Origin of the sequence: Rhizobium sp. N324 (assembly GCF_001664485.1) — a bacterium.
In the GTDB taxonomy this organism is placed as follows: domain Bacteria; phylum Pseudomonadota; class Alphaproteobacteria; order Rhizobiales; family Rhizobiaceae; genus Rhizobium.
On the sequence record NZ_CP013630.1, the window covers coordinates 4,401,377 to 4,414,802 of the forward strand.

General features: G+C 62.3%; 14 protein-coding genes and 1 pseudogene. 6 read left to right on the forward strand and 9 right to left on the reverse strand.

Going from position 1 to position 13,426, the window contains the following annotated elements; all coding sequences use genetic code 11:
• Nucleotides 1–78: 78 nt before the first annotated feature.
• Both AMK05_RS21195 and AMK05_RS21200 read left to right on the forward strand, forming a co-directional pair.
• A complete protein-coding gene (locus AMK05_RS21195; RefSeq protein ID WP_064841478.1) occupies nt 79–930 on the forward strand; it encodes an SDR family NAD(P)-dependent oxidoreductase in 852 nt (283 codons plus the stop codon).
• 84 nt (nt 931–1,014) lie between these two features.
• Complete coding sequence (locus tag AMK05_RS21200) at nt 1,015–1,656, forward strand: LysE family translocator (RefSeq protein WP_064841010.1); 642 nt, start codon at nt 1,015–1,017, stop codon at nt 1,654–1,656.
• Between the two features lie 55 nt (nt 1,657–1,711).
• On the opposite strand, the gene AMK05_RS21205 is transcribed toward AMK05_RS21200, so the two are convergent.
• From AMK05_RS21205 to AMK05_RS21225, 5 genes are all read right to left on the reverse strand, one after another.
• Nucleotides 1,712–2,506 carry an ABC transporter ATP-binding protein gene (locus AMK05_RS21205; RefSeq protein WP_064841011.1) on the reverse strand — a complete coding sequence of 265 codons (795 nt, stop codon included), beginning with the start codon at nt 2,504–2,506 and terminating at the stop codon, nt 1,712–1,714.
• A complete protein-coding gene (locus AMK05_RS21210; RefSeq protein ID WP_012559241.1) occupies nt 2,503–3,381 on the reverse strand; it encodes an ABC transporter permease in 879 nt (292 codons plus the stop codon). The genes AMK05_RS21205 and AMK05_RS21210 overlap by 4 nt, the downstream gene beginning before the upstream one ends.
• Nucleotides 3,382–3,502: 121 nt before the next feature.
• Nucleotides 3,503–4,456, reverse strand: coding sequence for an ABC transporter substrate-binding protein (locus tag AMK05_RS21215; RefSeq protein ID WP_064841012.1), 954 nt, complete (start codon nt 4,454–4,456; stop codon nt 3,503–3,505).
• A 93-nt stretch (nt 4,457–4,549) separates the two neighbouring features.
• The gene (gene rlmN / locus AMK05_RS21220; RefSeq protein WP_064841013.1) at nt 4,550–5,776 is read right to left on the reverse strand and encodes a 23S rRNA (adenine(2503)-C(2))-methyltransferase RlmN; all 1,227 of its coding nucleotides are present in this window, start codon (nt 5,774–5,776) and stop codon (nt 4,550–4,552) included.
• 247 nt (nt 5,777–6,023) lie between these two features.
• Nucleotides 6,024–6,536 (reverse strand): invasion associated locus B family protein, encoded by a 513-nt coding sequence (locus tag AMK05_RS21225; RefSeq protein WP_064841479.1) that lies wholly within the window; start codon nt 6,534–6,536, stop codon nt 6,024–6,026.
• Nucleotides 6,537–6,871: 335 nt separating this feature from the next.
• Between AMK05_RS21225 and AMK05_RS21230 the strand changes: the two genes are divergently transcribed.
• Nucleotides 6,872–7,432 (forward strand): sigma-70 family RNA polymerase sigma factor, encoded by a 561-nt coding sequence (locus tag AMK05_RS21230; RefSeq protein WP_064841014.1) that lies wholly within the window; start codon nt 6,872–6,874, stop codon nt 7,430–7,432.
• On the opposite strand, the gene AMK05_RS21235 is transcribed toward AMK05_RS21230, so the two are convergent.
• Both AMK05_RS21235 and AMK05_RS21240 read right to left on the reverse strand, forming a co-directional pair.
• Entirely contained in the window at nt 7,429–7,821 is a 393-nt protein-coding gene (locus tag AMK05_RS21235) for a YkvA family protein (protein ID WP_054182404.1), read from the reverse strand. The genes AMK05_RS21230 and AMK05_RS21235 overlap by 4 nt on opposite strands.
• A gap of 66 nt (nt 7,822–7,887) precedes the next feature.
• Complete coding sequence (locus AMK05_RS21240; RefSeq protein ID WP_064841015.1) at nt 7,888–8,193, reverse strand: 4a-hydroxytetrahydrobiopterin dehydratase; 306 nt, start codon at nt 8,191–8,193, stop codon at nt 7,888–7,890.
• Between the two features lie 201 nt (nt 8,194–8,394).
• Here AMK05_RS21240 and AMK05_RS35615 point away from each other — a divergent pair.
• Nucleotides 8,395–8,840 (forward strand): annotated as a pseudogene (locus AMK05_RS35615) (low molecular weight protein-tyrosine-phosphatase).
• Here the strand turns inward: AMK05_RS35615 and thpR are convergent.
• Together thpR and AMK05_RS21255 are read right to left on the reverse strand one after the other, a co-directional pair.
• On the reverse strand, nt 8,747–9,340 hold the full coding sequence (thpR, locus tag AMK05_RS21250) for an RNA 2',3'-cyclic phosphodiesterase (protein WP_064841016.1): 594 nt from the start codon (nt 9,338–9,340) through the stop codon (nt 8,747–8,749). The pseudogene AMK05_RS35615 and the gene thpR sit on opposite strands and share 94 nt — an antisense overlap.
• A gap of 67 nt (nt 9,341–9,407) precedes the next feature.
• Complete coding sequence (locus tag AMK05_RS21255) at nt 9,408–10,052, reverse strand: arylesterase (RefSeq protein ID WP_064841017.1); 645 nt, start codon at nt 10,050–10,052, stop codon at nt 9,408–9,410.
• 72 nt (nt 10,053–10,124) lie between these two features.
• Between AMK05_RS21255 and AMK05_RS21260 the strand changes: the two genes are divergently transcribed.
• On the forward strand, nt 10,125–10,832 hold the full coding sequence (locus AMK05_RS21260) for an ABC transporter ATP-binding protein (RefSeq protein ID WP_064841018.1): 708 nt from the start codon (nt 10,125–10,127) through the stop codon (nt 10,830–10,832).
• Complete coding sequence (locus AMK05_RS21265; RefSeq protein ID WP_064841019.1) at nt 10,829–13,372, forward strand: ABC transporter permease; 2,544 nt, start codon at nt 10,829–10,831, stop codon at nt 13,370–13,372. The genes AMK05_RS21260 and AMK05_RS21265 overlap by 4 nt, the downstream gene beginning before the upstream one ends.
• The last annotated feature ends 54 nt before the right edge of the window (nt 13,373–13,426 follow it).

Below are 13,426 nucleotides of genomic sequence, written 5' to 3' on the forward strand. Positions count from 1 at the left end.
GCGGCAATAGCGTTTGACAGCGGCAAAGCGGAGCCCATATTCGCCAACGTCCGAGCAATGATCGAGGAGGGGCTCCCCGTGACCAATATTCAAGAGATTTTCAAGAAATCCAATGTTGCCGTCATCACCGGCGGCGCGTCCGGCATCGGCCTGGCGGCAGCGAAATATTTCGCCGGGCGCGGCATGAGCGTCGCCATCGCCGATCTCGGCGGCGATCGGCTGGCCGAGGCCGCCGACCAACTCAAGACCATTGCCGGCGAGGAAAATGTGATGGCGGTCGAAACCGACGTCGCATCCCGGGAGTCGCTGGAGGCGCTCGAACGCGCCGTGCTCCAGCGTTTCGGCCGCGTGCACGTGCTGATGAACAATGCCGGCATCGGCCCGGAAACCTCGATCTTCAGCCCGCAGGCCAACTGGGACCATATCTTCGCCGTCAACCTGATGGGCGTCATCAACGGCACGCGCACCTTCGGCCCGAAGATGCTGTCGCACGGCGAACCCGGCCTGATCATCAACACCGGTTCGAAACAGGGCATCACCACGCCGCCCGGCAATCCCGCCTACAATATCTCCAAATCGGGCGTGAAGGTCTTTACCGAAGCGCTCGAGCATGAGCTTCGCAACATCGACGGCGGAAAGATCTCCGCCCATCTTCTGATCCCCGGCTTCGTCTTCACCGGCCTCACCAAGGGCGACCGCGCGGAAAAGCCGGCCGCCGCCTGGACACCGGAGCAGACGGTCGACTTCATGGTCGAGAGCATCGAGCGCGGCGATTTCTATATCCTCTGCCCCGACAACGACGTGGCCCGGCCGGTCGACGAACGCCGCATGGCCTGGGCGGCCGGCGACATCATCGAGAATCGCCCGCCGCTGTCACGCTGGCACAAGGACTATGCCGACAAGTTCAAGGCCTTCCTCGACCAGAAGTGATCGGCACTATGAGAAGGTTTGATTGGTAATTTTCTGAAAGCCGGGTAGAAAATCGCCCGATCTTCCCGGCTTTCAGAGCGTGCCATGGATTTCCTGCCGAGCCTCTCGACCCTTGTGGCCTTTGCCGCCGCGACGCTGCTGCTCGCGGCGACGCCCGGTCCCGACATGACGCTGTCGATCAGCCGTTCGCTGACTCAGGGCAAAAAAGCGGCTCTTTTCGTCGTCATCGGCACCAGCCTCGGCATCGTCGTCCACACCATGCTGGTCGCCTTCGGCATTTCGGCGCTGATCATCGCCTCGCCGACGGCCTTCCTGATCCTGAAGACCGGTGGCGCTGCCTATCTGTTCTGGCTCGCCGTGCAGGCGATCCGCTTCGGCTCGAAGCTCACTGTCGCCAAGGTCGAGGAGCAGAAGGGGACGGCGCTTTCGAACATCTCGTCCGGCTTCTGGGTCAATCTTCTGAACCCGAAGGTCATCATCTTCTTCATGACCTTCCTGCCGCAGTTCGTCAGCGCCGGCGATCCCGCCGTCACGCAGAAGCTGCTTTTCCTTGGGCTTTGTTTCATCCTGTTCGCCATGCCGGTCAATGCCGCCGTGGTCCTTGCCGCCGATCGGCTGGCCTCCTGGCTGCAGAACAACAGGAAGGTGCTGCGCGGCATGGACTATACCTTCGCTGGCGTCTTCTCGATCTTCGCCGCGAAGATCCTGCTCGCGCAGGCGAGATGATCGGGCTTAGCCGATCAGCACGCTGTTGGTTTAGCCAATCAGCACGCTGTCGGGTTCATCCGATCAGCAAAGCATCGTCATCGAGCGTCTGGCCGCGCATCTTGCGGAACATCGCGATCAGATCCTCGACCTGCAGGTTCTTTCTGTTGTCGCCCGCGACATCGAGAACGATCTCGCCGCCATGCAGCATGATCGTGCGGTGGCCGTAATCCAGCGCCTGGCGCATGGAATGCGTCACCATCATCGTCGTCAGCTTGCGCTCGGAGACGATCCTCTGCGTCAGGTTCATCACGAATTCGGCCATCCCGGGATCGAGCGCCGCCGTATGTTCGTCAAGCAGGAGCACCTCCGAGCCGGCAAGGGTTGCCATGACGAGCGAAACCGCCTGACGCTGCCCGCCGGAGAGCAGATCCATGCGGTCCTGCAGCCGGTTCTCCAGCCCGAGATTGAGTTCGGCGATCCGCTCCTTGAAATAAAGGCGCCTCTTGCCGGCGAGCGCCGGCGCAAGCCCGCGCCTTTCGCCGCGTCGGGCGGCGAGAGCGAGATTTTCCTCGATCGACAGCGAACCGCAGCTTCCCGTCAGCGGATCCTGGAAGACGCGCGCAACCAGACCGGCGCGTGATGCCGTCGACTTGCGCGTCACCTCGTTCTTGCCGATCAGCACCTGTCCCTCGCTCGGCAGGACGTCGCCGGCGAGCACGCCGAGCAGCGTCGATTTGCCGGCACCGTTGGAGCCGATGACGGTAACGAAGGAGCCCTGCTCGATGGTCAGGCTGACGCCGTTCAGCGCCTGCTTCTGCAGCGGCGTGCCGCGCCCGAAAACGACCTGGATGTCCTTGACGCTGATCATGATGCGGCACCTCCGCGAAGACGGGGAAGGATGAGCGCCACGGTGACCAGCACCGCCGTCACGAAATTGAGGTCGGAGGCCTGCAGGCCGATGACGTCGCTGGACAGCGCCAGCTGGATCGCGATGCGATAGAGGATCGAGCCGAGCACGCAGCCGATCAACGCGATCAACAGGCCGCGGCGACCAAGCAGCGTCTCGCCGATGATGACGGCGGCCAGACCGACGACGATCGTGCCGACACCCGAGGTGACGTCGGCAAAACCGTTCGTCTGGGCAAATAGCGCGCCGCCGAACGCCACCAGCGCATTCGAGATCGCCATGCCGAGATAGATCTGCCGGCTGGTATCGACGCCCTGGGCCCGCGCCATTCGCGCATTGGCGCCGGTCGCCCGCATCGCAAGCCCCGCATCACTTTCCAGGAAGCGCCAGACCAGGACGAGGGCGACGATCACGAGAACGCCGACAAACAGCGGCCGTACGTAGAAATCGCGCAGGCCATGCCCGAAGAACGGGCTGATCATCGTATCGGCATTGATGAGGGCGACGTTGGGTTTGCCCATCACGCGCAGATTGACGGAAAACAGCGCGATCATCGTCAGGATCGAGGCGAGCAGATTGAGGATCTTGAAGCGCACGTTGAGCAGCGCCGTCACCATGCCCGCGGCCGCACCCGCCGCCATGGCGACCACTGCCGCAAGCCAGGCATTGACGCCGGCAATGATCAGCACCGCGGTCACCGCAGCACCAAGCGGGAACGAGCCGTCGACCGTCAGATCGGGAAAGTCGAGAATGCGGAAGGCGAGATAGACGCCAAGGGCGACGAAGGAATAGACCAGTCCGAGTTCGACGGCCCCCCAGAATGCAATTTGGCTCAAGGCTTTTAGCCCCTTTTTGTTACCGTTCCGCCCGTCGCGAAACCGCAGCCTTTTAATACTTCAGCCGCCCCCGTGCAAACGGGAGCGGCTGAATGTGAACGGTCGATGGCACCACAGCCGATTATTCGATGACCTTGTTGGCGCGGGAAAGCACGCTCTGCGGCAGGGTGACGCCCATCTTGGCGGCCGCTGCCTTGTTGACGACGAGATCGCTGCCGGCAGCGGTCTTGACCGCGATATCGCCGGGGTTTTCGCCCTTCAGCACCCGCACGACAATGTCGCCCGTCTGCTTGCCGACATCGTAATAGTTGAAGCCGAGGGCGGCGACCGAACCGCGCGAAACCGAATCCGTATCGGCGGTGAAGAGCGGCAGCTTGCTCTCTTCGGCAACCGCGACGGCGCCTTCGAGCGCCGAGATGATCGTATTGTCAGTCGGGATGTAGATCGCGTCGGCACGGCCGACGAGGGCGCGGGCCGCACCCTGGACCTCGGCCGATTTGGTGGCCGCCGATTCCACAACCTTCAGGCCGGCCTTGTCGGCTTCGGCCTTCAGCACGGCGAGCAGCGAAACGGAATTCGCCTCGCCGGAGTTGTAGAGATAACCGATGGTTTTCACATCGGGCAGGATTTCCTTGATCAGCGCCAGATGCTCGGCGACCGGCGACATGTCGGAGAGGCCGGTGACGTTGCCGCCTGGTTTGTCCATGTTCTTGACGAGCTGGGCGCCGAGCGGATCGGAGACCGCGGTGAAGACGACCGGAATGTCGCGCGTCGAGGAGACGACTGCCTGGGCTGAGGGCGTGGAGATCGGCACGATGACATTCGGCTCGTCGCCGGCGAACTGGCGGGCGATCTGAGCCGCCGTCGCCGGATTGCCCTGCGCCGACTCGAACACGAATTTCAGGTTCTCGCCCTCCTTGTAGCCGGCCGCCGTCAGCGCATCGAGAACGCCCTTGCGGGCTGCATCCAGCGCCGGGTGCTCGACGATCGCCGTCACGGCAACCGTGACGTTGTCAGCCTTCGCGGGCAGGGAAAGGGCCAAACTGGCGGCAAGTGCGAGAAAAATCGGGCGCATGGGTGTCCTCCTGAATGATTTTGAGGGCACTTTTAGGAAAAGCGCCCCCTGAAATCAATCGCGGAGAATTGTAGCAAGGATCAAACTTGCTGATCAGTCGTCGGCCCCGTGATTGGCGATCATCATCGCTTCGAAGGCCAGACGCTCGGTCTTGCGCATGCGTTCGGACTCTGATTTCAGCTGGCCGCAGGCGGCAAGAATATCGCGGCCGCGCGGCGTACGGATCGGCGAAGCGTAACCGGCCGAATTGATGAAATCGGCGAACTTCTCGATCTGCTCCCAGTCGGAACACTGGTAGTTGGTGCCCGGCCAGGGATTGAACGGAATGAGGTTGATCTTCGCCGGCACGCCCTTCAACAGCTTGATCAGCCCCTTGGCGTCTTCCAGGCTGTCGTTGACGTCCTTCAGCATCACATATTCGAAGGTAATGCGCCGCGCATTGGAGAGACCGGGATAGGCCTTGCACGCCTCGATCAGCTCCTTCAACGGATACTTCTTGTTGATCGGCACCAGAATGTCGCGCAGGTCGTCGCGCACCGCATGCAGCGAGATCGCCAGCATGACGCCAATCTCATCGCCGGTGCGGAAGATTTCCGGCACGACACCGGAGGTGGACAGCGTCACCCGACGCCTGGAGAGCGACAGGCCGTCACCGTCCGTGGCGATCAGCAACGCCTGCTTGACGGCATCGAAATTATAGAGCGGTTCGCCCATGCCCATCATCACGATGTTGCTGACCTTGCGGCCCTCGGCAGGCATGATCGTACCCTGCGGCGCTTCACGATCCGGGAAGTCGCCGAGCCGGTCGCGGGCAAGCAGCAGCTGCGACAGAATTTCCTCAGCCGTCAGGTTGCGCACCAGCCGCTGCGTGCCCGTATGACAGAAGGAACAGGTGAGCGTGCAGCCGACCTGGCTGGAGATGCAGAGCGTGCCGCGGCCCTCTTCCGGGATATAGACGGCTTCGATCTCGACCGGGCGGCCGGCGCCCCGCGGGGGGAAACGCAGCAGCCATTTGCGCGTGCCGTCATTGGAGACCTGCTCCTCGACGATCTCCGGACGCGCGATGGTGAAATGCTGCTTCAGCATCTCGCGCATGTCCTTGGCGACATTCGTCATATGGTCGAAATCGGAGACGCCGCGCACATAGATCCAGTTCCACAGCTGCGCGACGCGCATCTTGATCTGCTTCTCGGCCACGCCCTTTTCCCGAAGCGTCGCCCCCATCTCCTCACGTGAAAGCCCGATCAGGGACGGCTTTTCGACGCTGGCAGACGTGTGCGCCTGCGGCTTGGTGACAACGATCGCATCCATGACGGACATAGTCTTTAGATCCCGAATTCAAACACGTAACCGCCCCGCAAGCCCGCGGACTTCAGGTGCAAACCGGAAGAGGTGAGGCGCATGACGGCACATTGGCAGAAAATGAATGGCGGAACGGCGACTGATATCGCGATCTGTCCGCTGTTGCGCGCCCTTTAGCATCATTTTGTCCGCGCGTCACTATAGATGGAAAACAGCAAAGGCCGGCGCAAGGCCGGCCTCTTGAAACTCTGCGGCTGGAGACCGCTTACTTGCAGCTTTCGATCTGCTTCAGCGCAGCCGAGATGCCGGAGAGCGAATAGCTGTAGGACGTGCCGGTGCCCTTGCGCGAGACGGCATTCACCGTCATCGAATGACCGGTCTTCATCGCAGCGACGAGGGCGGGCTCCTGCGCCGCATTCTCGACCCAGCCGGCCTTGTCCTTGGTGAACATCACGAAGGTCTTATTGTCGATGACGACATTGATCTTCGAATTTTCCTTCACCGTGTAACCCATCATCGCCTGCGGTTCGTAGGAGATGTTCTGGCCCGGGCGCTGCGAGACGATGAAAAAGTTATCGCCATGGTCGACGCTTGCCGGCTGCTTTGCCGTCGGAACGGACAGCACGTAGCAGACGGTGCTGCTGCCCGACTTGTAAGAATAGGCGCCCCATGCCTGGAACTGCTGGATGCGGTTCGGCGCGGCGGCCTGCTGCGCTGCCGCAACTCCGGCCATGGCAAGGGTGAGTGCGAGAGCGGATACGATACTTTTTACAAACATGGATTCCTGCCGGTTCTTGCGATCAAGGCCCGAAGCGATCATAGCGGGCGCCGCATAATCACGATCTGCTTTATTTTGACTTAATTCAGGTTACCAAATGGTCAACAATGGCTGCGATTTGTATCTGCCTGTGTCATTTCAGCTCGGGTATCAATTTTCGCCCCTTTGACGGTATCGGCCGCGACACCGTGCCCCGATGGCACTGGCCGTCCGTTCGGCTGAATTTAAGACACAAAGATTCAGGCAAGAGTTTGACCTTTCCCAAATCCGTTGTACCTCAGTAAGACTTGGAAATCCGATACGAAATTATTGCCGCAGGGGGCTCGTGAGGGGACATGGATGCCGAGGAAAGACAGCGTTTCGCTGCCCTCGCGAAGGCCGTCGCCAGGGATCGCGACCAGCAGGCCTTTTCCATCCTGTTCGACTATTTCGCACCCCGGCTGAAAGCCTGGCTGATGCGCCAGAAGATGACGAATGCCGAGGCCGAGGAGCTGGTGCAGGAGATCATGATCGTGCTTTGGCACAAGGCGGATCTCTACGATGCGACGCGATCCTCACTCTCGACCTGGCTTTTCCGCATTGCCCGCAATCGCCGCATCGACCAGCAGCGCCGTGCCAACACCCGCATCTTCGACGAAACCGACCCGGCCCTGCAGCCGCCGGCCGAGATCGGCGCCGAAGAAATCGTCGCCAATGACGATCGCGACGCCAGGATACGCGCCGCCGTCGGCCAATTGCCGGAAGAGCAGCGCGACATGCTGCGCGCCGCCTTCTTCCTCGGTCAATCGCATTCGGAGATCGCCGAAGCGACCGGGCTGCCGCTCGGCACGGTGAAATCGCGTATCCGGCTCGCCTTCGGCAAACTCCGCAAGGTGCTGGAGCGCGAAAACGCTTAAATGGTTTTCATCGTTTCCTCAGTCCGGTCGGCCAGAACGCGGTCGGCCGCCTCATAATGGCCCGGGCGGATATGGCCGCGCACCATGGCGAAGGCGGCCGAGAGCACGGCGATGTCGTCGGAGAAGCCGATGACGGCGAAAACATCCGGGATCATGTCGATCGGCATGACGAAATAAGCGAGTGCCGCAAGCAGCACGCCGCGCACCTTCGTCGGCGTCTGCGGATCGAGCGCGCAGTAGAAACCGGCAACGACATCGCGTGAGAACGGAATTTGCCGCACGGCGCGGCGGAAGGTCGGCCAGAATTTCTGCCTGACCGTCTTCTCCCGCCGGCTCTGGGTGTCCTCGTCGCCTGGCAACAGGATTTCCCCGAATTTGACCTCGTCCATCCCTTCCATCCTTTCGTCCCTGCGAACATATGGTGATGGCGCAGGCTCTTTCAATCGGCCCCGCTTTTAGACGCCGCGTCGGGCCGCGGCCTTGTCCATCGCCTTGGCGAGCTTGAAATCCAGCTGCGTCAGGCCGCCGGCATCATGCGTATTCAGCGTCACATCCACCCTGGAATAGACGTTGAACCATTCAGGATGGTGGTTGAGCTTCTCCGCCCTAATCGCTGCTTCGGTCATGAAGCCGAAAGCCTCGACAAAGTTTGCAAACTTGAACGTCTTCGATATCGAGGAAGCCGCATCGTTGAGCGCCCAGCCTGTAAGCCCAGCCATTTCAGCCTCGATCGGTGCCCGTTCCAGTCTTTCCATTTTCATGCCATGGTCCTCTCATCTGTCGACAGGCTTACCGATGAAACACATCAGCGTCCTCTTCGTTTGCATGGGCAATATATGCCGTTCTCCGCTAGAACAGGATGATTTTAGGCCGGGTCGGCCTAAAATCTGAATCCTGTTCTACATTAAAGAGTTAGAGCATGATGCCGTCCGAAAACCGCTTACACTTTTCGGCATCATGCTCTGGCCCAGAGAATTTTTCGCCATCGCGTCGCCGAGGCAGGTTTGACCGGCCGTTTCACGATCGATTCCGCCGGCACCGGCGGTTGGCATGAAGGCGAGCCGCCCGACCGGCGGTCGATCGCCACGGCGAAAAGCCATGGTATCGACATATCCGGGCAACGCGCCCACCGGATCTGCTCCAGCGATTTAGGGATTTCGATCTGATCTTGGCCATGGGTCGAGACAATGTGGCGGCGCTCGAAACGATCGCGCCGCCTGAGGCGACCATCCGCCTCTTCGGCGATATCGCGCTGGGAACGGGAGAGGATATTCCCGATCCCTATTATGGCGGTCCCGCAGGTTTCGAGCTGGTCTATACCAGGCTCTTGACCGGCTGCAGCAGCCTGCTCGAAGCGCTGGGCACCGAGCGCGCCTCGTGCAGCGGGAACACTTCCTCGGTGAGGTAGGGCCCGCCGCCGACCGATTCGCGCGACGACAGCAGCACAAAACGCGGCGCCGTGAAGGTTGACGTGTGGAAATTGCCGCGTCCGGCGAGATATTGCACGACATCGTCGAGCCGCGAGGATTTGAGCCGTGCCAGCGTGACATGCGGCGTGAATTTGCGGGGATCCGGCGGCAGCCCGATGCGCTGGCAGATCCGCTCGATCTCGCCCTGCAGGGCATACATCTCCGGCGATTGAGAAACGCCGGCCCAGACCGAATGCGGTTTCTTCGAGCCGAAGGAACCGATGCCTTCAAGCCGGAATTGGAATTCCGGCCGATCGATCCGGTCGAGGCGTTCTACTATTTCATCGGCCGTGCGGCCGTCGACATCACCGATAAAGCGCAGGGTGATGTGGTAATTCTCCACATCGATCCATCGTGCTCCGGGGAGGCCACCGCGCAGCAATGAAAGGCTCATCGCCGCATTGCGCGGAATTTCGAGGGCGGTAAACAGTCTCGGCATAACGAGCACTCCCCGAATCTTTTGCAGTGCTTACACGGAATCATGCAATCAATAACCGCGCAAGCCCCTATTTCTTCACAGAAGAAATCGTCCCGACGAAATTTGTGACATCGGCTTCCATCTTCTGAACCATGACATCCACGCCCTTCGCATTCGGATGCATGCCGTCGTCGAGTTTAAGCCCCGCATCGAGCGCCACGCCGTCGAGAAAGAAGGCATATAGCTGAACTCCGTGTTTCTCCGAAAGTTTCCGATAAATCGGATTGAAGCGTGCAGCATAATCCGCCCCCATGTTGGGCGGCGCCATCATGCCGACCAGCAGCACGGCAATGCCGCGCTCCTTCAGCCGCGTTATCATCTGGTCGAGATTTTTCTCGCTTTCTTCAGGCGGGATACCACGCAGCGCATCGTTGGCGCCGAGCTCCAGGATGACGCCGTCGGTGCCGTCGGGCACCGACCAGTCGATGCGCGCAAGCCCGCCTGCCGTCGTGTCGCCGGAGACCCCGGCATTGGCAATAGTGACGTCGAGACCCTTCGCCTTCAGGGCGACCTGCAGCTTTTCCGGAAAGCCGTCGCCGGGCGGCAATTGGTAGCCCGCCATCAAACTGTCCCCAAAACCGACGAGATTGATCGTCCGGGCATTGGCTGTGGCGGCAAAGATCAGCGAGACGGCAATGACGGTGAATTGAAGCGCGGCAACTTTAAATCTCATTCTGGCTTCCCTAGATTGGCGAAGTGCCGTTATGCGGCTGTTTCGTTATGGATTTATATAGGGCGATTTCTGTTGGCAAAAACCATCATCGAGTTGAAGGGCGCCGATCTGACGCTTGGCAGTGCGGCCGCTTCCGTGCATGTGCTGAAGGGCATCGATCTCGATATCACGGCGGGTGAATCCGTCGGCATCGTCGGTCCCTCCGGCTCCGGCAAGTCGACCCTGCTGATGGTGCTTGCCGGGCTGGAGAAGCTCGACAGCGGCGAAATCAACATCAACGACACACCGCTCCACGCGCTGAGCGAGGATCAGGTCGCCGATTTCCGCGGCCGCAACATCGGCATCGTCTTCCAGTCCTTCCACCTGATCGCCAACATGACGGCGCTGGAAAACGTTGCCGTGCCGCTCGAGCTCGCCAATGTCGGCAACGCCTTCGAGATCGCCCACCGCGAGCTGAAATCGGTCGGCCTCGGCGAACGGCTGAACCACTATCCCGGCCAGCTTTCCGGCGGCGAACAGCAGCGCGTGGCGATCGCCAGGGCGCTCGCCCCCTCGCCCGCCTTGCTGATCGCCGACGAGCCGACAGGCAATCTCGATACCGAGACCGGCCGCCAGATCGCCGACCTGCTGTTTTCGAAGCAGGCCGAGCGCGGCATGACGCTGCTGCTTGTCACCCACGACGTCTCGCTGGCAAACCGCTGCTCGCGCCAGATTCGCGTCCGTTCCGGCAGGATCGAAGGCGACAGCACCGCCCGCCGCAGCGAGGCGGCCATCGCATGAGCATCATCACGCCGCGCGTTTCGCTCGCTTTTCGCCTGGCGCTGCGCGAGCTGCGCGGCGGCATTGCCGGCTTCTACATCTTCCTCGCCTGCATCGCGCTCGGCACCGGGGCGATTGCCGCCGTCAATTCCGTCTCCCAGTCGATCACCGATACGATCGCCTCGCAGGGTCAGGAACTTCTGGCCGGCGACGTCCGCTTCGAACTCAACAACCGCGAAGCCACACCTGAGGAAATGCGGTTCCTCGAAGGCCTGGGCACCGTTTCGGTGTCGACGGGGCTGCGCTCGATGGCCCGCAAGCCTGACGGTTCCGATCAGGCTCTGGTCGAGGTCAAGGCCGTCGACGACGCCTACCCGCTCTACGGCAGCTTCAAAGCCGAGCCGGACTATCCGCTCGCAGCCCTGCTTTCGGGCCAGGGCGGCACCTATGGCGCCGTCGCAGCACCCCTCCTTCTCGATCGGCTCGGGCTGGCGGTCGGCGACGAATTGCTGCTCGGCAATGTCAAGCTCAGCATCACCGGCACTGTCAAAACCGAGCCGGATGCACTGTCGGAAGGTTTCGGCTTTGCGCCGCGCCTGCTCGTCAGCCGCCGGGCGCTCGAAGCCTCCGGGCTGATCCAGACGGGAAGCCTGGTCGAACATGCCTATAAGATCCGGCTGGAAGACAAGGGCGCCATGTCGGGCATCCAGGCGCGCGCCGCCAAGGAATTCCCTTCCGCCGGCTGGGCTGTCCGCACCAGCGACCGCGCCGCGCCCTCGCTCACCGAAAACATCACCCGCTTCTCGCAGTTCCTGACGCTGGTCGGCCTCACCGCGCTGATCGTCGGCGGCGTCGGCGTCGCCAATGCCGTGCGCGCCTTCCTCGATTCCAAGCGCACCACCATCGCCACCTTCAAATGCCTGGGTGCGCCGGCCCAGGTCGTCGTTCTGATCTATCTCTTCCAGATCGCCATCATCGCCCTTGGCGGCATTATGATCGGCCTTGTGATCGGCGCCCTGTCGCCGATCTTCGCCGCCCAGTTCCTGGCACAGTTCCTGCCGGTCTCCACCGCGCCGGCGCTCTATCCCGGCGCCCTGCTGCTGGCGACGCTGTTCGGCATCCTGACGACGCTCGCCTTCGCCATCCTGCCGCTCGGCCATGCCCGCGAAGTGCCGGCAACCGCACTCTTCCGCGAGCAGGGTTTCGAAGCCCGCCACCTGCCGTCCTGGCCCTATATCCTGCTGGCCGCCCTGTTCATGGCCGGCCTTGCCGGCCTTGCCATCCTCACCGCCTATGACCGCTTCATCGCCGTCGTCTTTGTCGGCGCGATCGTCTTTGCCTTCGTCGTGCTGCGCCTCGTCGCAGCCGTGATCGCCTGGCTTGCGCGCCGCAGCCCGCGCGTCAACTCGCCGGCACTGCGGCTGGCGATCGGCAACATCCACCGCCCCGGCGCGCTGACACCCTCGGTCGTGCTGTCGCTCGGCCTCGGCCTGGCCTTGCTGGTGACGCTGACCCTGATCGACGGCAACTTGCGCCAGCAGCTGACCGGCCGCATGAACGAGGGCGCGCCGAACTTCTTCTTCGTCGATATCCAGAGCGCCGAGGTCGGTGCTTTCCGCGATCTCGTCCAGGCGCGGGCGCCGAAGGGCAAGCTCATGGAGGTGCCGATGCTGCGTGGCCGCATCGTCGCCTTCAACGGCGAAGACGTCACCAAGATGAAGGTGCCGGCCGCCGGCCGCTGGGTGCTGAACGGCGACCGCGGCATCACCTATGCCGACACCCTGCCGGAAAATGCCGCTCTCACCGAAGGCAGCTGGTGGGACAAGGATTACAGCGGCGAGCCGCTCGTCTCCTTCTCCTCGGAAGAGGCCCATGAACTCGGCCTGAAGATCGGCGACAAGGTCACGGTCAACGTGCTCGGCCGCAACATCACCGCCAAGATCGCCAATCTGCGCCGCGTCCAGTGGGAATCGCTGTCGATCAACTTCGTCATGGTCTTCTCGCCGAACACTTTTCGCGGCGCGCCGCACGCGTGGCTGGCGACGCTCACCGATCCTTCCTCGACGCCGGCCGAAGATGCGGCGATCCTGAAATCCGTCACCAACACCTATCCGACGATCACCAGCGTCCGCGTCAAGGACGCCATCGACATCGTCAACCAGCTGGTGGCGCAGCTTGCGACCGCGATCCGCGCCGCCGCCTCCGTCGCCCTCATCGCCTCGATCCTCGTCCTGGCCGGGGCGCTTGCCGCCGGAAACCGGGCGCGCACCCACGATGCGGTGGTGCTGAAGACGCTCGGCGCCACCCGCGCCATGCTGATCCGCGCCTTCAGCTACGAATATCTGATCCTGGGGCTGGCGACCGCGATCTTCGCGCTCGCCGCCGGCGGCGTTGCCGCCTGGTTCATCGTCGCCCGCATCATGCGCCTGCCCTCGACCTTCCTGCCCGACGTGGCGGGGCTGACACTCGTCACGGCCCTCGTCCTGACGGTCGGCATCGGCCTGATCGGCACCTGGCGCATCCTCGGCCAGAAGGCGGCGCCCGTCCTGCGCGAGCTTTGACCGGGCAGCGGCAGCCAAACCCTTCACCTTACGGCGATTTAACCGGCCGGGCCG

What these genes read in the sequence shown, in the direction of transcription:
- AMK05_RS21200 (WP_064841010.1), top strand. Translation starts at nt 1,015, where the DNA reads ATGGATTTCCTGCCGAGCCTCTCGACCCTTGTGGCCTTTGCCGCCGCG.
- AMK05_RS21205 (WP_064841011.1), bottom strand. Translation starts at nt 2,506, where the DNA reads ATGATCAGCGTCAAGGACATCCAGGTCGTTTTCGGGCGCGGCACGCCG.
- AMK05_RS21215 (WP_064841012.1), bottom strand. Translation starts at nt 4,456, where the DNA reads ATGCGCCCGATTTTTCTCGCACTTGCCGCCAGTTTGGCCCTTTCCCTG.
- rlmN (WP_064841013.1), bottom strand. Translation starts at nt 5,776, where the DNA reads ATGTCCGTCATGGATGCGATCGTTGTCACCAAGCCGCAGGCGCACACG.
- AMK05_RS21225 (WP_064841479.1), bottom strand. Translation starts at nt 6,536, where the DNA reads ATGTTTGTAAAAAGTATCGTATCCGCTCTCGCACTCACCCTTGCCATG.
- AMK05_RS21230 (WP_064841014.1), top strand. Translation starts at nt 6,872, where the DNA reads ATGGATGCCGAGGAAAGACAGCGTTTCGCTGCCCTCGCGAAGGCCGTC.
- AMK05_RS21235 (WP_054182404.1), bottom strand. Translation starts at nt 7,821, where the DNA reads ATGGACGAGGTCAAATTCGGGGAAATCCTGTTGCCAGGCGACGAGGAC.
- AMK05_RS21240 (WP_064841015.1), bottom strand. Translation starts at nt 8,193, where the DNA reads ATGAAAATGGAAAGACTGGAACGGGCACCGATCGAGGCTGAAATGGCT.
- thpR (WP_064841016.1), bottom strand. Translation starts at nt 9,340, where the DNA reads ATGCCGAGACTGTTTACCGCCCTCGAAATTCCGCGCAATGCGGCGATG.
- AMK05_RS21255 (WP_064841017.1), bottom strand. Translation starts at nt 10,052, where the DNA reads ATGAGATTTAAAGTTGCCGCGCTTCAATTCACCGTCATTGCCGTCTCG.
- AMK05_RS21265 (WP_064841019.1), top strand. Translation starts at nt 10,829, where the DNA reads ATGAGCATCATCACGCCGCGCGTTTCGCTCGCTTTTCGCCTGGCGCTG.